Origin of the sequence: Exiguobacterium sp. SH1S21, from assembly GCF_004337175.1 — a bacterium.
GTDB classification, from domain to species: domain Bacteria; phylum Bacillota; class Bacilli; order Exiguobacteriales; family Exiguobacteriaceae; genus Exiguobacterium; species Exiguobacterium aurantiacum_A.
Genome location: NZ_SJUY01000010.1, coordinates 86,620 through 104,065, shown reverse-complemented (window position 1 = coordinate 104,065; position 17,446 = coordinate 86,620). Strand labels below are relative to the sequence as shown.

Genomic DNA, 17,446 nt, shown 5'->3' with positions numbered 1-17,446 from the left:
AGTAGTTGGGGGTCTCCCCCTGTGAGGATAGGACGTTGCCAGGCAAGATCGTTCCGCAATAGCTCAGTGGTAGAGCAACCGGCTGTTAACCGGTAGGTCGTAGGTTCAAATCCTACTTGCGGAGCCACTTTTTCTCTTCTTTGGAGAGCTGTCCGAGTGGCCGAAGGAGCACGATTGGAATTCGTGTAGGCGGCACAACCGTCTCAAGGGTTCGAATCCCTTGCTCTCCGCCAGTTTATCCATATTGTATGGCCCGTTGGTCAAGCGGTTAAGACACCGCCCTTTCACGGCGGTAACACGGGTTCGATTCCCGTACGGGTCACCATTTAAATTTTATATCGTCGCGGGGTGGAGCAGTCTGGTAGCTCGTTGGGCTCATAACCCAAAGGTCGTTGGTTCAAATCCAGCCCCCGCAATTGTGTGGTCCTGTGGTGTAGCGGTTAACATGCCTGCCTGTCACGCAGGAGATCGCGGGTTCGAATCCCGTCAGGACCGCCATTTTTTTATTTAACTAAATTACTACATACATGGCTTTGTAGCTCAGTTGGTAGAGCAAAGGACTGAAAATCCTTGTGTCGGCGGTTCGATTCCGTCCAAAGCCACCATGTGGGGGGGTAGCGAAGTGGCTAAACGCGGCGGACTGTAAATCCGCTCCCTCGGGTTCGGCGGTTCGAATCCGCCCCCCCCCACCACTTAGGGGCATAGTTTAGCGGTAGAACTACGGTCTCCAAAACCGTCAGCGCGGGTTCGATTCCTGCTGCCCCTGTTTATTATGGCGATTGTGGCGAAGTGGTTAACGCACCGGATTGTGATTCCGGCATTCGAGGGTTCAATTCCCTTCAGTCGCCCCATTTTGTTGGGCTGTAGCCAAGTGGTAAGGCATCGGATTTTGATTCCGACATGCGTAGGTTCGATCCCTTCCAGCCCAGCCATTTTGCGGAAGTAGTTCAGTGGTAGAATACGACCTTGCCAAGGTCGGGGTCGCGGGTTCGAATCCCGTCTTCCGCTCCATTTAATCTCTTTGGCGCCATAGCCAAGTGGTAAGGCAGAGGACTGCAACTCCTCTATCGTCGGTTCGATTCCGACTGGCGCCTCCAACATAATATGCCGGTGTGGCGGAATTGGTAGACGCGCACGACTCAAAATCGTGTTCCTCTGGAGTGTCGGTTCGACTCCGACCACCGGTACTCTCTGCGGGTGTAGTTTAATGGTAAAACCTCAGCCTTCCAAGCTGATGACGAGAGTTCGATTCTCTTCACCCGCTTCATATCTCTCTGCCCTTAGTGGCGGGGAGATTTTTTGTATGCGAAAATAAAGAGTGAGGGGATGAATGGGATGACTCCTGAGATACTAAAACAACAGATTGTCGAGTACGCTGCCTCAATCGGGATCGATGAGTTGAAAGTGACGACGGCCGATCCGTTCATCGTCATGAAACAACGGCTCATCAAACAACAAGAAAAAGGCTTCGCTTCAGGATTTGAAGAACCCGATCTTGATAAACGGACGACGCCTGAACTATTGTTAGAGGACGCGCAATCCATCATCGCGATTGCGATTGCCTACCCGAGCAAATTGAAAGACGCGCCCCGAAGCGTGGCGGGCGACCGGCGTGGGCTGTTCGCGCGTGCCTCGTGGGGGCTTGATTATCATCGCGCCGTCGGCTCACGGCTTGAACAGCTTCAAGTGTATATCGAAGAACTCGTTCCCGGCGTCAAAACGCGCTCGATGGTCGACACGGGTGAACTCGTTGACCGGGCTGTGGCCGAACGGGCCGGAATCGGGTTTAGTGGAAAAAATTGCTCGATCATTTCGCCGGAGAAGGGATCTTACTTGTACTTGGGCGAGATGATTTTAGACACGTATCTGCCACCCGATACAGCAATCGAGGACGGGTGCGGGGACTGTGATAAATGCATGACCGCCTGTCCGACGACGGCGCTCGTCGAACCGGGTGTGCTTGACGCCAAACGGTGCATCGCTTACTTGACCCAGATGAAGACGCTCATGCCGCGAGAGTTCCGCTCGCAGCTTGGCGGACGCCTTTACGGCTGTGATACGTGCCAACAAGTCTGTCCATATAACCGTAAGAAAGATTGGCGCCATCATGAAGAGCTGTTGCCGGAGGCAGAAGTCGTAAAACCGCTGCTCGAACCGTTGCTCAGCTTGAGTAACCGCGAGTTCAAGGCGAAGTTTGGTCACTTGTCCGGTTCGTGGCGCGGCAAGAAGCCGATTCAACGTAACGCGATTTTAGCGCTCGCACATTACCGTGAACCGTCAGCCGTCTCGGTGCTCGAAACATTCATTCGAACCGATGAGCGTGAAGACATGCGGGCGACGGCTGTCTGGGCGATCGGCGCGATTCTCGGTACTGACGCTGAAGCAATCTATCAAGAGATCGAACGCGTAGAGCAATCAGAACTGGTTAAAGAAGAGATTCGTATATTCCGAGAGGAGTGGGAACGTGAAGACCGTGTCATCTAAATGGGGAACGTTATCGTACGAATTAAATGAGCAGGGAAAATTAATCGCGTTAGACTTTGCGGAAACAAAACAGGCAGATGGGAGCGCACCGGTGTGGCTCGTCAACATGATTGAACGGGTCGAACGGGAAGGGCTCCAAGAAATTGACCGCGTGTGGATTGATATGAACGGGACGGTTTTCCAACAAGAAGTGTGGGATGCGTTGTTGACGATCCCGTCTGGAGAGACGCGGACGTATAAACAAATCGCGGAACAGATCGGACGTCCGAAAGCAGTCCGTGCCGTCGGCCAGGCGTTGAACCGTAATCCGTTGCCTGTCATCTTCCCGTGCCATCGTGTCGTCGGCAGCAGCGGACAGCTCACGGGTTTTGCGGGCGGGCTCGATCAAAAACAACGATTACTCGATATCGAACAAGTGAAGTGAGGAATAGATTATGGCTAACCATGTAGTAATGTTTCAACCGGAAATCCCGGCAAATACGGGTAACGTCTCGCGGACGTGTGCGGCAACGAACTCGGTGCTCCATCTGATTCGTCCGCTCGGCTTCTCGACGGATGACAAGATGTTAAAACGGGCCGGCCTCGACTATTGGCAGTTCGTCGACGTCCGTTACCATGACTCGCTTGACGAACTATGGGCACAACATCCGGACGGCGAATTTTTCTATATTACAAAGTACGGCGAACAGTATCCGAGTGACCTTGACGTGTCTGACGTCGAGAAAGACTATTTCTTCGTCTTCGGACGTGAGACGAAAGGCTTACCGATGGAAGTGATCGAGGACAACCTTGACCGCTGCATTCGCTTGCCCCAGTCAAACCTCGTCCGTTCGCTCAACGTCTCGAACACGGCAGCCATCATCGTCTATGAGGCACTGCGCCAGCAAAGCTATGCGGGATTAAAGTAAGAAAAAAGAGCCCGATTCGTTAGAATCGAGGCTCTTATTGATTACCTTCAGGTTTTCTGTTGTATCCTGCTGTTAAGATCGCCGCAAGGAAGACGACACTGATTCCGACCATTAATAATAATCCCATTTAAAAATCCCCCTTTTGTTCTCCGTGACTACGAATATTATAATATACTTGATAATAGATTTGCACTGAATATGAGAAATTCTTGTGAAATGAGAGCCTATATGAAAACAAATGTGTACTTGTTAAGCTACGCCCCGTTGATTGGGATCATTCTTTTTTCGATGTCACTCGCTATCGCCACGTCTGAATACGCCATTCAATGGCTGACGCGTGTCGGGGTGTATAGTGAAATCATCGCTCTGTTGTCTGTTCAAGAGACGAAGATCCTCGTGCTCGTCATGTTCTTCACGATATACTTCATGCTGTTTAGCGCTTTCAAACTCGTCGCCGATACGTTCAACCAACTCGGTTTCGCATTTTTTGCGCGTGAGACGAACGGTAGCTCGCTCCATCGCTTAAAGCCAGGAGCAACGATTTTCTTGGTCGGTTCAGGTGTCAGTTTTTTGTTTTTGACTTCACTGCCGGCAGCGATTGCGGTCTTGCTTGGGACGTTTGTCGTCTATTTATTCTACTATATTTGGCAAGTCAGTCAGTTGATGTCGACACTTCGTGCAATCGGGCTCTTGTTGATTCAAGCGATGATGTGGGCGATTCTTTTAAGTGGGCTCGTCTGGGCGCTCCTCAGGCTGTTTAACTCGGTCGGGGATATCATCTTATGAACGGGCCTCACATAAAACTAGCCCCTTCAGAAGCTGTGATCAACGAATGGATCAAGTCGTTTATGCCTGCTCATGATTTGTACTTTATCGATGAACGGCTACTATCGCGGCTCGATCATTCTCCAGGCATATTGCTCATACCAAGAGAAGAGTTCAGTCAGCATCCGACATATCGGGATATTAGCGTCGCCAACAGCTACACATACTGGACGGTCGATCCGGTCGCGACACACGTCGTCCATGCGCCTAGCGGGTGGCTAACATCGTTACCGGACGCGTTGAGAAGCGATGTGCTCACATTTCAGGCCACGGTCGGCCGAGGACTTGTCTTTCGGTTAACGGACGACGAATCCAGACGAGAGTGGATGCCTTATATCATCAACGTGGACGGGGTTAGATACCTCGTCTTGCAACAAGATGTATGGACGCTGATGACGAACTTCGAGCGCCGTCAGCTAGTGCTGAACTACGCGAAAGAATGGGATGTGTGGGACGCACATGATTTACCACTTGAAGCACCAAGTCATTTGACGAGATACGCCAACATGTTCTCGACGGAGGCGGGGAGCAACTGCTTAGCGGCGACACTGTTTGCTGTGACGGGGGAAGACTGGTTGATCACGCAATGGGTCCATCCGAAGACGTTTTTACAGACACTGGCTCATGCGTCTTATACTCAAGTCGATGCGGTAGCTGAGGCAGGGGACGTTCTCACTTTTTGGGATGACGCCGGACGTTTGCAGCATGCGACGTATCGTATAGACGATGAGCTGTTCTTCAACAAGAACGGCCAGACGATGTTTAATCCGTGGAAAGTGATTGACGAAACCGAACTACGCGCAGCTTGGGGCGCATTTACCGTCAAAATATACAGACGGACGAAACAAGGCTAGAGGACGCGTCCTCTAGCCTTGTTTTTTAGCGATGCGCTTCTGTCCAAATGATAGCCGGGTATGCCTGGTTGGCAAGCTCCGGGAACGGACGCGGCGTGTCGGCACCGAGCCAGATCGCCGTGATCGTCTGATCGGTCAAGCCGACATACCACATGTCCTTATGCGAGTTGGTCGTGCCGGTCTTGCCTCCGACGTAAGGGCGTTTGATCTGGCCGGCGTAACGTCCCGTTCCGTACGTTGTGACGGCAGATAACGCTTCTTGCATCGCCGAGGCCGTCTCGTCCGACCAGACGGCTTGTTTCATCATGCCCGGGCTGATTGTCGGGGCGCCCGAAGCAAAGCGGATTTCTTTAATCGTCTGACCAGATACGTACACACCTTTATTGAGAAAAGGCGTGTACGCGGCAGCGAGTTCCTTCGGAGATACTCCTTGTGTCAGACCGCCGAGCGCGCTCGCGAGATTGCTGTCTTTGTCGGGATCCCACTGGCTGAACATCATGTCGGCCGTCTCGTAAGCTCGCTCTTGATCGATCGCCGTGAACGCGGCGAGTGCCGGTGTGTTATACGAGTAAGCGACCGTATCTTGGAGCGTGACGTCGCCTAGGACACGGTTGCCACTGTTCGTCGGGCAATACGTCCCGTAACAGACAGGTCGTCCGTCAAGCACCGTATCGAGCTTCGCTCCGGTCTCTTCGATGTAAGGCGCAAACACAAGGACAGGTTTTATAGCCGAGCCCGGCTGCCGGTACGCTTGGGTGGCCCGGTTGAATTCACCACTCTGCTTCATCTCAGAATCGACGAGGGCGACGATGCGCCCGTTCGGCGTCAATTCGGCATAGCCGCCGTTCAAGCCGTTCGGTAAGCGGCTCATCACTTGTTTCGCTTGGTTTTGACGTTCGACGGACAAATACGTTTCGACTGTTGCTTTATTGCTCGCCAAGTAATCTTTAGCCGCTTCTTCATCGAGGTCATAACGTGTACGGACGAGGCGGACCGCGTCTTTCATGACCGTGTCCATATAGTCTGGATAGCGGACTTTGTGGCTACGATAAGAGGCCTTGAGTTTGACGCCGTGAAACGCATCATATGCTTGCTTCGATAGGACACCCGCATCTCTCAATTGCGTTAGGATGCGATCTTTACGCTCGTAAAAGGCAGGAGATGGGTCAAGCGGATCGTAAAGGGACGGATTGTTCGGTACAGTCAGCAAGAAAGCAATCTGGTTCCAATTTAAATCGTCTAGTGGACGGGAAAAGTACGTATCGGCTGCCGACTGGATACCATAGATGTTATGACCGAAGAAAATAACATTACTGTAAGCGGTCATAATTTCTTTTTTACTATAATTTTTTTCAAGCGCTCGCGCGATCATTAATTCCTTTACTTTGCGCTCATACGTCCGTTCGTGCGTTAAATATTCATTCCGGGCCAGTTGTTGGGTAATCGTGCTCCCGCCTTGGACCGACGATTCGTTCGCGTTGTTGATGAACGCTCGGGCAATCCCTCCGAGGTCATAGCCGGGATGGGCGTTGAACTTCCGATCCTCAATGACGATGATTGCTTCACGGATGTGATTCGGAAGCCCATCGACGGAGACATCGTTGCGGCGACCGTTCAAATACAACTGTTCCGTCCCTCCTTTATAAGTCAGCATGACAGCATGTTTCGATGAGAGCGGAGCGGAGCGGACGGCCTCCTCGCCCCACGCGACAATCGTTTTCGCTTGGTCAATCTCTTCTTTTAAAGCTCCGCTGACTGTGAAGCCGACGGCAACCAATCCAGCAATAAACACAACCCCGAGCCATGCTCTCATCGTCTCACCTCTTTCTCTATTCATTATATCGTCAATCTTTCGATAAAATTCAAAATGTAAACGCTATCATATAATAATTTAAGCAGGAATACATTAGGAAACAGCGAAAAAGGGTAATAGAGGATTATATTATGAATTTAGGAGGCAGTACTATGAAGCAAGAAATGGTTGCGATGCTCCTCGCTGGCGGGGAAGGCAAGAGACTTGGGCCTCTCACACGGAAGACGGCGAAACCTGCCGTCAACTTTGGAGGGAAGTACCGGATTATCGATTTCCCACTATCGAACTGTACGAATTCGGGAATCACGACAGTCGGTGTGTTGACACAATATGAGCCGTTAGAATTAAACCGTTACCTCGGCATCGGGTCTGCCTGGGATTTGGATCGCCGCAATGGCGGATTAGCTATCCTGCCACCATACCAAGCTCAGTCGGGGAAAAACTGGTACGAAGGTACTGCGAATGCGATTTATCGGAACTTAAGTTATATCGATGCCTACGATCCGGAGTACGTGTTGATCTTGTCGGGAGACCACATTTACAAAATGGATTACGAGAAAATGCTCGATTTCCATAAAGAAAAACAAGCCGATGTGACGATTTCAGTCATGGCCGTACCATGGGATGAAGCACCGCGTTTCGGCATCTTGAATACGGGCGATGATTTACGGATCCAAGAATTCGATGAGAAACCTGAGAAGCCGAAGAGCAACTTGGCGTCGATGGGGATCTATATCTTCAACTGGAAAGTGTTGCGGGAACACTTAATTCAAGACGCAGAAGACGAGACGTCAAGCTTTGACTTCGGGAAGAACATCATTCCAAACACGCTCCTCGACGGATTGAATGTCTTTGCCTATAAATTCAAAGGCTACTGGAAAGACGTCGGTACGATCCAGTCGCTATGGGAAGCGAACATGGACCTACTCGAAGAAGATCCACCGTTCGATTTATATGACCCAGACTTTAAAATTTACTCGGTCAACCCGAACCAAACGCCGCAATTCATCGGAAAAGATGCTTGTGTCGAGCAGTCGGTCATCAATGAAGGGTGCCGGATCGAAGGAGAAGTCCAACATTCGGTCTTGTTCTATGACGTGCGTGTCGGCGAAGGGTCGCTCGTGAAAGACTCCGTCATCATGCCAGGGGCCCGCATCGGGAAAGACGTTACAATTCATCGAGCCATTGTTGCCAGCTGTGCCGTCATTGAAGATGGCGCGACAGTTGGTGAGCCGGGGGGCGACATCGTTGTCATCGAGCCGCATGAAAATATCGAAAGTGGAACAGTCTTCAAGCAACGTGCTTGATTATAAAATAGACCGACGCAAGGAGGCGTTATTGTTGACGAATGATTTGTTAGGAATCATCAACTTAGGTACCGAAGAGGGGTTATTCCCGGAGTTAACGGGACATCGCAACTTAGCAGCTGTCCCGTTCTCGGGGCGTTATCGTCTCATCGACTTTACATTGACGAATATGATTACCCAAGGTATCGATCAAGTTGGAATTTTTACACTTGATAAGTATCGTTCTTTAATGGACCATGTGGGATCAGGAAAAGAGTGGGATCTTGACCGCTCACAAGGCGGATTGCATATCTTCCCGCCGGCGCTTAAACCGGATGGCGAAGCCTATCTCGGAGATTTAGCGAACTTCTCGATGCACAGGGAACACTTCGTGCGTAGCAAACAAGCCTACGTTGTCATCACCGGCTCGAACGTGTTGACGACAATCGATTATCAAAACATGCTCGAACATCATAAATCGATGGGGGCGGACATCACGCTCGCCTATACGGAGCATGAACAAAAATGCGGCTACTGTCGTCCGATTCGACTCGGGGAGAATGACCGTGTCGTCGGAATCGGGGAGCGCGGCTTTAGTCCGGACGATGAGCATGCATATACGGAAACAATCGTCATGTCGAAAAACTTATTCCTTCGCCTCGTCGATGAAGCGACGTCAAAAGGGGAGTATGACTTGTTAGATGGAGTTATTCTTCCCCAGCTCCACCGTCTCCACGTTCATGGATATCACTATACGGGTAAAATGCAGGTGATTCATTCGGTGCTTTCGTACTATAATGAAAGTATGCGCTTACTTCGCCAAGAAGGAATCATCTACGACTTCCCTCATATTTACACGAAGATCAAACATGAGCCGCCGACTCGCTACTTGAAAGGGTCGAAAGTGAATGAAGCGCTAGTCGCCAATGGATGTAAAATCAGTGGAGAAGTTCAAAATAGTATTTTGTTCCGAGGTGTGGTCATCAGTGAACATGCGCGCGTCAAAAATTCAATCATTTTATCCAAGTCGATCATCGAAGAAGGAGCTGTCGTCGAGAACGCCATTTTAGACAAAGAAGTGGTCGTGAAACGTGGACAGGTCATTCGTGGAACGGTCGATGAACCGATCGTCATCAGAAAACGGACAACGGTTTAAAGGAGGATATTATGAAAATATGGTATGTCGCTTCAGAAGCGGCACCGTTCATGAAAACGGGGGGGCTTGCCGATGTGATTGGCTCGCTCCCTCAAGCGGTGTCTAGCCTCGGTGAAGATGTCAGTGTCGTAATGCCGAAGTACGGCTCGATTGCGCAAGAATATGTCGATGAGATGGAATATTTATTCGATTTGATCGTCCCGGTCGGCTGGCGTAAGCAGTTCGGGGCCGTCTTGAAGTTAGAGCGCGACGGGATCACGTATTACTTTATCGATAACGAGTACTATTTTAATCGCGAAGGCGTGCTCTACGGTCATTACGATGATGCAGAACGATTCGCCTTTTTCTCCCGGGCCGTCCTTGAGATGATCGGACAGATTGAAGAAGTGCCGGACGTGTTGCACTGCCACGATTGGCAGACGGGTGTCGTTCCGGCGTTTCTACGAATCCATTATCAACACATCGAAGCGTACCAAAAGATTCGAACGGTCTTTACTATCCATAACCTGCAATACCAAGGGATTTTCCCAGAAGCTGTGCTCGGTGAACTGCTGCAGTTTGGGCACGAGCATTTCACGGCAGAGGGCATCCAACATAACGGCCTCGTCAATTACATGAAGGCCGGCATCGTCCATTCCGACCAAATCACGACGGTGAGTCCGTCTTATCGCGATGAGATCATGGAACCTTACTACGGCGAAGGTTTAGATGCGGCACTACGCCACCGTGCCGTCGACGTCCGCGGCATCTTGAACGGTCTCGATTTGGCGACGAACGACCCGAGCACGGACAAACGAATCGCACAAACGTATGATCTCGACACTTTCAAAGAAGGAAAGCTTGCCAACAAACGCATGCTTCAAGAACGGTACGGTCTCGAAGTGCGTGATGATATCATGTTGATCGGATTTGTGAGTCGTCTCGTCGAGCAAAAAGGTCTCGATTTGATTCATGCGGTGAACCATGAGTTGGGGAATTTGGACTGTCAGTTCGTCTTCCTTGGATCGGGTCAACCTGAATATGAGGCGATTGTCCATGAGATGACGGCAGCCCACCCTGGGAAAATCGGTTCTTACATTGGGTTCGATATCGAACTGGCCCACTTGATTTATGCGGGATCAGACGCCTTCTTGATGCCATCTCGATTCGAACCGTGCGGCCTTAGCCAATTGATCTCGATGCGTTATGGAACACTTCCGATCGTTCGTGAGACAGGCGGACTTCGAGACACGGTCAAACCTTACAATGATTACACGCAAGAAGGGACTGGATTCGGTTTCTTGAACTACAACGCTCACGAGATGCTCGCGACGATTGAAAAATCAATTCGTGTTTTCTACGAGGATAACACTTGGAATGCGCTCGTCCATCAAGCGATGACTTCGGACTTCAGCTGGAAACAATCCGCTAAGCAATACCGTGAGTTATATCACCTATTCGCATGACTGGAAGGAGATTTACACATATATGTTTACAGATAAACAGAGCTTCGTCACTTCGTTTCAAGAAAGATTCGTCGCCTTAAATGGGAAATCGTTCGATGAAGGGACCGAGCAGGAAGTGTATCAAACGTTGGCAACGATGGTGCGTGAACAAGCGATTCCGAAATGGATCAACACACGCGACAAGCAAGAAGCCAAACAGAGCAAGCAAGTCATTTATTTCTCACTCGAGTTTTTATTAGGCCGTTTCCTCTATAACAACTTACTCAGTATGGACGTTTTAGAAGTTGTCCAAGAAGGGCTTGAAGAACTCGGTTTTGATTTCACGGAAATCACGGAGTTCGAGCCGGAACCTGGACTCGGTAACGGCGGCCTCGGCCGTCTAGCCGCTTGTTTCCTCGATTCACTTGCCGCGCTCAGTCTGCCCGGTCACGGTAACGGGATTCGTTATCGTTACGGTTTGTTCAAACAAAAAATCGTCGATGGCTATCAAGTCGAGTTGCCGGATAACTGGCTCCGTAATGGGAATATGTGGGAGACGCGTCGCGCCGATCGTGCCGTTGACGTAAATTTTGGGGGCTGGATCGAGATGAAGCAGATTGGAGACCGTCTCCGTGTCGTTCATCACCCAGACGAAGTCGTCCGCGCCGTTCCATACGATATGCCGGTCATCGGTTACAAGAACGACGTCGTGAACACGCTCCGGCTTTGGAACGCAGAGTCGCCATTTGATGACGAAGAGTATATGGAACGCACGAAAGGGTCGTACAAAGACTTGTTGAAACACAAACAGTCGATTGCGACAATTTCAGAGTTCCTCTATCCGGATGACACGACGTATGAAGGTAAAGTGCTCCGTTTGAAACAACAGTACTTCTTCGTGTCAGCGGGTGTCCAATCGATGATTGCGTCTTACTTGCGACACAACAAATCACTCAAACATTTAGGTGACTACTACGCAGTCCACATTAACGATACCCACCCGGTCGTCGCGATCCCTGAACTGATGCGGATTTTGATGGATGATCACGGGTATAGCTGGGATGAGGCGTGGCGCGTGACGAAGAGTGTCATGTCGTTCACAAACCATACACTTCTCGCCGAGGCGCTTGAAAAGTGGCCGGTCGAGATGTACGAGCGTCTATTACCACGAATCTATCAAATCATTAATGAGATTAATACCCGGTTCTGTAAAGACGTGCTCGTCAATTATCCACACCTTGAACCGCATATGGGTGAGATTGCGATCGTCTCGAACAATTACATTAATATGGCAAACCTTGCCGTCGTCGGGTCACATTCGACGAACGGGGTCGCCCGTATTCATACAGATATTTTAAAACAACGCGAGATGCGCCACTTGTACGAAATGTTCCCGCTTCGTTTCAATAACAAGACGAACGGCATCACGCATCGCCGTTGGCTCTTGAAATCAAATCCGCGTCTGTCGAACTTGATCACTGACGCAATCGGTCCGTCATGGATCGAGCATCCGAACGATCTTGAGAAGTTGATGGACGTCTCGAAAGATACGAGCTTCCAGGAGCAAGTGATGGAAGTGAAACAACAAAATAAACTCGACTTAGCGGCTTACATTCAAGATGAGACGGGAATCAGTGTCGACCCGAACTCGATTTTCGATGTTCAAGTCAAACGTCTGCATGCGTATAAGCGTCAGCTCATGAACGCGATGCATATTCACGCGCTCTATCAAAAGATTCAAACAGACCCGACGTTCACGATGGTTCCACGAACGTTCATCTTCGGAGCGAAAGCGGCGCCAGGTTATTATTACGCGAAAGAAGTCATTCGCTACATCAATGCCCTCGCGTCGATGATTAACAACGACAAACGGGCGAGTCAGTTCATCAAGATCGTGTTCCTTGAGAACTACCGCGTCTCGATGGCAGAACGGATCTTCCCGGGCTCGGATGTTAGTGAACAGATTTCGACGGCGAGCTACGAGGCGTCAGGAACCGGAAACATGAAGTTCATGATGAACGGAGCGCTCACAATCGGTACGCTTGACGGGGCGAACATCGAGATTCGCGATGCGGTCGGTGATGACCATATCTTCATTTTCGGATTGACGCCGCAAGAAGTCATGAACTATAAAAAATTCGGCGGGTATCATGCGGCCGACATTTATCATGCCAACACCGAAGTACGTAACGTCGTCGACGGTCTCGTCAATGGGACGTTCGATAAAGTCGGAGAATATCAGTTCCAAGCGATCTTTGATTCGCTTCTCGTCTATAACGATGATTTCCTCGTCTTGAAAGACTTTATGTCCTATATGCAGGCACAGCGACGCGTCGATGAAGTGTTCGCAGATAAGGCGCGTTGGGCGGAAAGTTCAATCGTCAATACGGCCAAGTCTGGTATTTTCTCGAGCGACCGCACAATCACGGAATATGCGAACGCGGTTTGGAACATCAAGCCGACGAGTGTGAAATAAAAAAATCCACCCGTTATGGGTGGACCTTATTTTCTGGATAACTGATCCAGTCAGAGTATGAACCGGGATAGAGACGGACATCGTCTTTACCGAGCGCATGCAATGCCAAAATGTTCACGCAAGCGGTGACGCCGCTGCCGCAATAAAAGATCGGGTTCGGGACATCAAGCACGTTGGCGTAAAGTTCGCGCAAATCGTGAAAGTCTTGAAGCGTCCCGAGCTCCGTGACGGCGTCTACGTATGGGCAAAGCAGGGCGTTCGGGATATGCCCGGCTTTTTTATCGATCGGTTCGTGGCTTCCGTCGTAACGGTCGGCCGTTCTTGAGTCATACAGGCCGCCTGTTGTTGTTGCGGCGCGCACGTCTTCGATTGTGGCGATCATATCGTCGTGGAAATCAGGGACGTATGTCGAAGTAGGGTACGTCGGAACCTCGGTCGTTGTCTCACCACAGTAAGTGATGCCGGCCTGAATTCCGCCTTCGAGCACGATGACGCGCTCATGGCCGGCCCACTTGAATAACCACCAAGCACGTGCGGCGTATGGGAAACCGTCGTCGTAAATAATGATCAAGTCGTCCTTTTGGATGCCGATGCGTCGGAGCGTCTCCGTCCACGCTTCTTTTGACGGGAGCGGGTGACGTCCGCCGTGAACGGACACAGGGCCTGACAAGTCTTCCATCAAGTCGAGATGGACGGCATTCGGGAGATGTCCTTGGCGGTACACGTATTTTCCGTATGAAGCGTCGTTCAATGAATAGCGGCAATCAATAAATCGGATTGAGTCCGTATGGACGATTTGTTTCAATTCTTGGGCACGCATAGTTGGAAACATAGTATCACCTCGAAGTTTCGTTACTCCCATCGTATACAAGATGGAACAAATTGGCGAGTACTTCGATTGAATTTGAACGTCGAAAGGGGAATTGACCATGGCATGGCAACAAACATATGAGCGTTGGAATCAATATGAGGAACTTGAACCTTATCTTCGGACCGAATTAGACGAGATGGCACAAAATGAGACGACACTCGAAGAGGCGTTTTATAAGACGCTTGAATTCGGAACGGGTGGTATGCGCGGTGAGATCGGACCAGGTGCCAATCGAATGAACGTCTATACGATTCGTAAAGCGGCGCAAGGGTTTGCCGACTTTATTTCGGCGTCAGGCGAGGAAGCGAAACGGCACGGAGTCGTCATCGCCCATGATCCACGTCACTACTCACCTGAATTCGCGCTCGAGGCGGCACGGACGTTTGCATCGAACGGGATCAAGACTTACTTGTTCCCGAGCTTACGGGCAACGCCAGAACTGTCATTCGCCGTCAGACACCTAGGTGCGTTTGGAGGAGTCGTCATCACGGCGAGTCATAACCCGCCTGAGTATAACGGCTTCAAAGTATATGGCGCCGACGGCGGGCAACTACCGCCGGCCGAGGCAGACGAGCTCGTGTCTTACGTCAACGCGATCGAGGACGAGTTAAGCATCCCGGTCCAAGACGAAGCAACGCTCCGCGCCGACGGGACACTCGTTAACGTCGATGGGTCTGTCGATGCGGCTTACATGGAAGCTCTTCAATCGATTCGAATTCATAAGGACGTCCCAACAGACGCCCTCAAAATCGTCTTCTCGCCCCTTCACGGGACGGGTCGCCGACCGGTCATGGAAGGACTCAAGGCGTATGGGTTTGACCATGTCACGATCGTCGAAGAGCAAGCCGAACCAGACGGCGCGTTCCCGACGGTCAGTTCTCCGAACCCGGAAGAGCGGGCGGCGTTCAAGCTGGCGATGGAATATGGTGACCGTGTCAGCGCTGATTTGCTCATGGCGACCGACCCGGACGCTGACCGCGTCGGCTTCACCGTGCGTGACCGCGACGGGGAATGGTTCGTCTTGACAGGGAACCAGACCGGAGCGCTCTTGATGGATTACATCCTATCGCAAAAAGTCGAGACCGGTACGCTGCCAGCGAACGGATTCGTCGCGAAAACGATCGTCACGTCCGAGCTTGGGGCAGCCATCGCCAAAGCGTATGGCGTGCATCTCGAGAACACGCTCACCGGCTTTAAATTCATCGGTGAGAAGATCAAACAGTACGAGGAGTCAGGCGAGTACGAGTTCTTGTTCGGCTACGAAGAGAGCTACGGCTATTTGATCGGTGACTTCTGCCGTGATAAAGACGCTGTCCAGGCGTGCGTGCTCGGTGCCGAGATGGCAGCTTTCCATAAGCAGCAGGGACGAACGTTGTATGACGCGCTCCAAGCGATTTATGAGAAGTATGGCTTTTATGAGGAATCGCTTCAATCGATGACGTTGAAAGGGAAAGCCGGGCTTGAACAAATCGGCCGGATGATGGAATCGTTCCGTGCCAACCCGCCGCAAGAAGTTGCCGGCTACGAAGTCGTCCGCTTCGAGGATTACAAGCTGCAAGTCGCGACCGACCTTCGTCAAAATACGAGCGAGGACATCGACTTGCCGTCTTCGAACGTGCTCAAATTCGTCTTCGAGGACGGATCGTGGTTCTGCCTTCGCCCGTCTGGCACAGAGCCAAAGATCAAGTTCTATTTCAGTGTTCACGCGGATAGTGCCGAGACGACGACGGCGAAACGTGAAGCGATTGAACGAGACGTTATGAAGCAAGCAAAAGCAATCGACTGACTAGTGTACCACCGCTCAACTGGGAGCGGTGGTTTTTGTTTGACTTCTTTTAACCTCGTCAGTATGATGAGTATATTGCTCAAAACCATGTAATCATATAAGGATTATCAGGAAGGCGGAAATCACATGAAAAAATCATTAACGGCAGTTCTCGCAATCGGCGCATCGTTCGGGGTGCTCGCAGCTTGCGGTACAGAGACGGACAGTGGATCTGAAGAAACAGTCATCACAGTCGGGACGGAAGCGACATACCCGCCATTCACATACAAAGATAAAGGTGAAATCACAGGGTATGACATCGACGTGTTGAACGAAGCGGCAGAGCGTGCCGGCTATACGGTCGAGTATGAGCCGATGGACTTCAAAGGACTCGTCCCGGCACTCGACGCGGAACGCATCGATATGATTGCGAACCAAATGAGTATCACACCGGAGCGTGAAGAGAAGTATGCGTTCTCGGATACGTATGCGGTGTCAGGTGCACAAGTCATCGTTGCTTCAGATAACGAAGACATCCAAGGCATCGACGACCTTGACGGCAAAGTCGTTGGTTCGACACAAGGATCGGTCTACGCCCAGATGGCTGAAGAAGCTGGCGCAGAAGTGAAGTTTTATAAAGGTGCGAACCAAGTGCTCCAAGACCTTCAAGTCGGACGTCTCGACGCAGCACTCAACGACCGTCTCTTCATCTTGACGGAGCTCGAGAAGACAGGCTACGACGTGAAAGCGGTCGGTGACGTCTTCAACAAGAGCGAGGCGGGGTACATGACACGCCAAGACAGCGACGTGCTCGATCAGTTGAACGAAGCGCTTGCTGAAATGAAAGAAGACGGAACGATGGCTGAAATCGGTGATAAGTACTTCGGTGAGGACATCAGTCAATGAATGAACTGATCACGACCGTCATCGAGAACCGTTCGGCCTATATCGAAGCCGTACAATTGACGTTGATCGCCAGTATCCTGTCGATTATCCTCGCCTTGGTGCTCGGTCTGATCATCGCGTTACTTTACAGCAGTCCAATCAAAGTGTTGCGGTTGTTCACTCGGACGTATACCTCGTTCTTCCGGGGCACGCCACTGCTCTTGCAACTGCTCATCTTGTACGTCGGGTTGACCGGGTTCGTCCAACTGAGTGGGATGCAGGCGCTCATCTTCGGATTGGGTCTGCACTTTGCGGCTTATATCTCGGAGGCGTTCCGGGCAGCCATCAATTCGGTCGATCGCGGACAAGTCGAGGCGAGTGTCGCCCTCGGGATCCCGCGGGCGAAACGTTTTAAAGACATTATCTTCCCACAAGCGTTATCACGTGCCATCCCACCGGTGTCGAACTCGGTGATTGATATCATCAAGTCGACGTCGCTCGGGTCGGTCATCGCCGTGCAGGAGTTGACGTACGTCTCAGACCAGATTGCAGCGACAACCTATTTGGTCATGCCGCTCCTCTTATTCTCGGCCTCGATCTATTGGATCTTGTCGACACTTATTCAAGCGGGGCAGCATCGGCTCGAACGTCGCTATGCGACCCGCTAAACGAAAAATCCCCTCGATTCCAAGAATCGAG

At 51.1% G+C, this 17,446-nt stretch carries 14 protein-coding genes and 14 tRNA genes; 26 read left to right on the top strand and 2 right to left on the bottom strand.

Annotation, left to right across the window (positions count from 1 at the left end; genetic code table 11):
* Window positions 1-52: 52 nt before the first annotated feature.
* From EVJ24_RS13285 to EVJ24_RS13195, 19 genes are all read left to right on the top strand, one after another.
* Window positions 53-127, top strand: a tRNA-Asn gene (locus EVJ24_RS13285).
* A 15-nt stretch (window positions 128-142) separates the two neighbouring features.
* Window positions 143-233 (top strand) — tRNA-Ser (locus EVJ24_RS13280).
* Window positions 234-250: 17 nt separating this feature from the next.
* Window positions 251-325 (top strand) — tRNA-Glu (locus EVJ24_RS13275).
* A 17-nt stretch (window positions 326-342) separates the two neighbouring features.
* A tRNA-Met gene (locus EVJ24_RS13270) sits at window positions 343-416 on the top strand.
* A 6-nt stretch (window positions 417-422) separates the two neighbouring features.
* Window positions 423-498 (top strand) — tRNA-Asp (locus EVJ24_RS13265).
* 31 nt (window positions 499-529) lie between these two features.
* Window positions 530-605: transfer RNA gene (locus tag EVJ24_RS13260), tRNA-Phe, on the top strand.
* A gap of 3 nt (window positions 606-608) precedes the next feature.
* Window positions 609-692: transfer RNA gene (locus EVJ24_RS13255), tRNA-Tyr, on the top strand.
* Window positions 693-695: 3 nt separating this feature from the next.
* Window positions 696-766, top strand: a tRNA-Trp gene (locus EVJ24_RS13250).
* A gap of 9 nt (window positions 767-775) precedes the next feature.
* Window positions 776-851 (top strand) — tRNA-His (locus EVJ24_RS13245).
* A gap of 6 nt (window positions 852-857) precedes the next feature.
* Window positions 858-932: transfer RNA gene (locus EVJ24_RS13240), tRNA-Gln, on the top strand.
* A 4-nt stretch (window positions 933-936) separates the two neighbouring features.
* Window positions 937-1,011, top strand: a tRNA-Gly gene (locus EVJ24_RS13235).
* Window positions 1,012-1,023: 12 nt separating this feature from the next.
* Window positions 1,024-1,097, top strand: a tRNA-Cys gene (locus EVJ24_RS13230).
* Window positions 1,098-1,106: 9 nt separating this feature from the next.
* A tRNA-Leu gene (locus EVJ24_RS13225) sits at window positions 1,107-1,187 on the top strand.
* A 6-nt stretch (window positions 1,188-1,193) separates the two neighbouring features.
* A tRNA-Gly gene (locus EVJ24_RS13220) sits at window positions 1,194-1,264 on the top strand.
* A gap of 71 nt (window positions 1,265-1,335) precedes the next feature.
* Entirely contained in the window at window positions 1,336-2,484 is a 1,149-nt protein-coding gene (gene queG, locus EVJ24_RS13215; RefSeq protein ID WP_131441617.1) for a tRNA epoxyqueuosine(34) reductase QueG, read from the top strand.
* Window positions 2,474-2,908 (top strand): methylated-DNA--[protein]-cysteine S-methyltransferase, encoded by a 435-nt coding sequence (locus tag EVJ24_RS13210; protein ID WP_131441624.1) that lies wholly within the window; start codon window positions 2,474-2,476, stop codon window positions 2,906-2,908. Before queG ends, EVJ24_RS13210 begins: the two co-directional genes overlap by 11 nt.
* 10 nt (window positions 2,909-2,918) lie before the next feature.
* Window positions 2,919-3,392, top strand: coding sequence for a tRNA (uridine(34)/cytosine(34)/5-carboxymethylaminomethyluridine(34)-2'-O)-methyltransferase TrmL (gene trmL, locus EVJ24_RS13205; protein WP_070327891.1), 474 nt, complete (start codon window positions 2,919-2,921; stop codon window positions 3,390-3,392).
* Between the two features lie 228 nt (window positions 3,393-3,620).
* Window positions 3,621-4,178 (top strand): DUF5366 family protein, encoded by a 558-nt coding sequence (locus EVJ24_RS13200; RefSeq protein WP_131441616.1) that lies wholly within the window; start codon window positions 3,621-3,623, stop codon window positions 4,176-4,178.
* Window positions 4,179-4,213: 35 nt separating this feature from the next.
* Window positions 4,214-5,071, top strand: coding sequence for a hypothetical protein (locus EVJ24_RS13195; RefSeq protein WP_131441615.1), 858 nt, complete (start codon window positions 4,214-4,216; stop codon window positions 5,069-5,071).
* Window positions 5,072-5,096: 25 nt separating this feature from the next.
* On the opposite strand, the gene EVJ24_RS13190 is transcribed toward EVJ24_RS13195, so the two are convergent.
* Entirely contained in the window at window positions 5,097-6,884 is a 1,788-nt protein-coding gene (locus EVJ24_RS13190) for a transglycosylase domain-containing protein (RefSeq protein WP_233589631.1), read from the bottom strand.
* A 152-nt stretch (window positions 6,885-7,036) separates the two neighbouring features.
* Here EVJ24_RS13190 and EVJ24_RS13185 point away from each other — a divergent pair, with 152 nt between their 5' ends.
* Genes EVJ24_RS13185 through EVJ24_RS13170 form a run of 4 tightly spaced genes read left to right on the top strand, consistent with a single transcriptional unit; the run spans window position 7,037 to window position 13,226 of the window.
* Window positions 7,037-8,191 (top strand): glucose-1-phosphate adenylyltransferase, encoded by a 1,155-nt coding sequence (locus EVJ24_RS13185; RefSeq protein WP_071399201.1) that lies wholly within the window; start codon window positions 7,037-7,039, stop codon window positions 8,189-8,191.
* 34 nt (window positions 8,192-8,225) lie between these two features.
* The gene (gene glgD / locus EVJ24_RS13180) at window positions 8,226-9,326 is read left to right on the top strand and encodes a glucose-1-phosphate adenylyltransferase subunit GlgD (RefSeq protein WP_131441613.1); all 1,101 of its coding nucleotides are present in this window, start codon (window positions 8,226-8,228) and stop codon (window positions 9,324-9,326) included.
* Between the two features lie 11 nt (window positions 9,327-9,337).
* A complete protein-coding gene (gene glgA, locus EVJ24_RS13175; protein ID WP_131441612.1) occupies window positions 9,338-10,771 on the top strand; it encodes a glycogen synthase GlgA in 1,434 nt (477 codons plus the stop codon).
* 22 nt (window positions 10,772-10,793) lie between these two features.
* The gene (locus EVJ24_RS13170) at window positions 10,794-13,226 is read left to right on the top strand and encodes a glycogen/starch/alpha-glucan phosphorylase (RefSeq protein ID WP_071399203.1); all 2,433 of its coding nucleotides are present in this window, start codon (window positions 10,794-10,796) and stop codon (window positions 13,224-13,226) included.
* 13 nt (window positions 13,227-13,239) lie between these two features.
* Here EVJ24_RS13170 and EVJ24_RS13165 read toward each other — a convergent pair whose 3' ends face one another.
* The gene (locus EVJ24_RS13165) at window positions 13,240-14,058 is read right to left on the bottom strand and encodes a sulfurtransferase (protein WP_236637666.1); all 819 of its coding nucleotides are present in this window, start codon (window positions 14,056-14,058) and stop codon (window positions 13,240-13,242) included.
* A gap of 97 nt (window positions 14,059-14,155) precedes the next feature.
* Here EVJ24_RS13165 and EVJ24_RS13160 point away from each other — a divergent pair, with 97 nt between their 5' ends.
* The 3 genes from EVJ24_RS13160 (at window position 14,156) to EVJ24_RS13150 (ending at window position 17,415) form a co-directional block, all read left to right on the top strand.
* Window positions 14,156-15,883: a phospho-sugar mutase gene (locus tag EVJ24_RS13160; RefSeq protein ID WP_131441611.1), complete on the top strand. Its 1,728-nt coding sequence runs from the start codon at window positions 14,156-14,158 to the stop codon at window positions 15,881-15,883.
* A 126-nt stretch (window positions 15,884-16,009) separates the two neighbouring features.
* Entirely contained in the window at window positions 16,010-16,768 is a 759-nt protein-coding gene (locus EVJ24_RS13155) for a transporter substrate-binding domain-containing protein (protein WP_071399206.1), read from the top strand.
* Window positions 16,765-17,415 (top strand): amino acid ABC transporter permease, encoded by a 651-nt coding sequence (locus EVJ24_RS13150; RefSeq protein WP_016510211.1) that lies wholly within the window; start codon window positions 16,765-16,767, stop codon window positions 17,413-17,415. Before EVJ24_RS13155 ends, EVJ24_RS13150 begins: the two co-directional genes overlap by 4 nt.
* Window positions 17,416-17,446 lie beyond the last annotated feature (31 nt).

What these genes read in the sequence shown, in the direction of transcription:
- queG (WP_131441617.1), top strand. Translation starts at nt 1,336, where the DNA reads ATGACTCCTGAGATACTAAAACAACAGATTGTCGAGTACGCTGCCTCA.
- trmL (WP_070327891.1), top strand. Translation starts at nt 2,919, where the DNA reads ATGGCTAACCATGTAGTAATGTTTCAACCGGAAATCCCGGCAAATACG.
- EVJ24_RS13200 (WP_131441616.1), top strand. Translation starts at nt 3,621, where the DNA reads ATGAAAACAAATGTGTACTTGTTAAGCTACGCCCCGTTGATTGGGATC.
- EVJ24_RS13190 (WP_233589631.1), bottom strand. Translation starts at nt 6,884, where the DNA reads ATGAGAGCATGGCTCGGGGTTGTGTTTATTGCTGGATTGGTTGCCGTC.
- EVJ24_RS13185 (WP_071399201.1), top strand. Translation starts at nt 7,037, where the DNA reads ATGAAGCAAGAAATGGTTGCGATGCTCCTCGCTGGCGGGGAAGGCAAG.
- glgA (WP_131441612.1), top strand. Translation starts at nt 9,338, where the DNA reads ATGAAAATATGGTATGTCGCTTCAGAAGCGGCACCGTTCATGAAAACG.
- EVJ24_RS13170 (WP_071399203.1), top strand. Translation starts at nt 10,794, where the DNA reads ATGTTTACAGATAAACAGAGCTTCGTCACTTCGTTTCAAGAAAGATTC.
- EVJ24_RS13165 (WP_236637666.1), bottom strand. Translation starts at nt 14,058, where the DNA reads ATGTTTCCAACTATGCGTGCCCAAGAATTGAAACAAATCGTCCATACG.
- EVJ24_RS13160 (WP_131441611.1), top strand. Translation starts at nt 14,156, where the DNA reads ATGGCATGGCAACAAACATATGAGCGTTGGAATCAATATGAGGAACTT.
- EVJ24_RS13155 (WP_071399206.1), top strand. Translation starts at nt 16,010, where the DNA reads ATGAAAAAATCATTAACGGCAGTTCTCGCAATCGGCGCATCGTTCGGG.
- EVJ24_RS13150 (WP_016510211.1), top strand. Translation starts at nt 16,765, where the DNA reads ATGAATGAACTGATCACGACCGTCATCGAGAACCGTTCGGCCTATATC.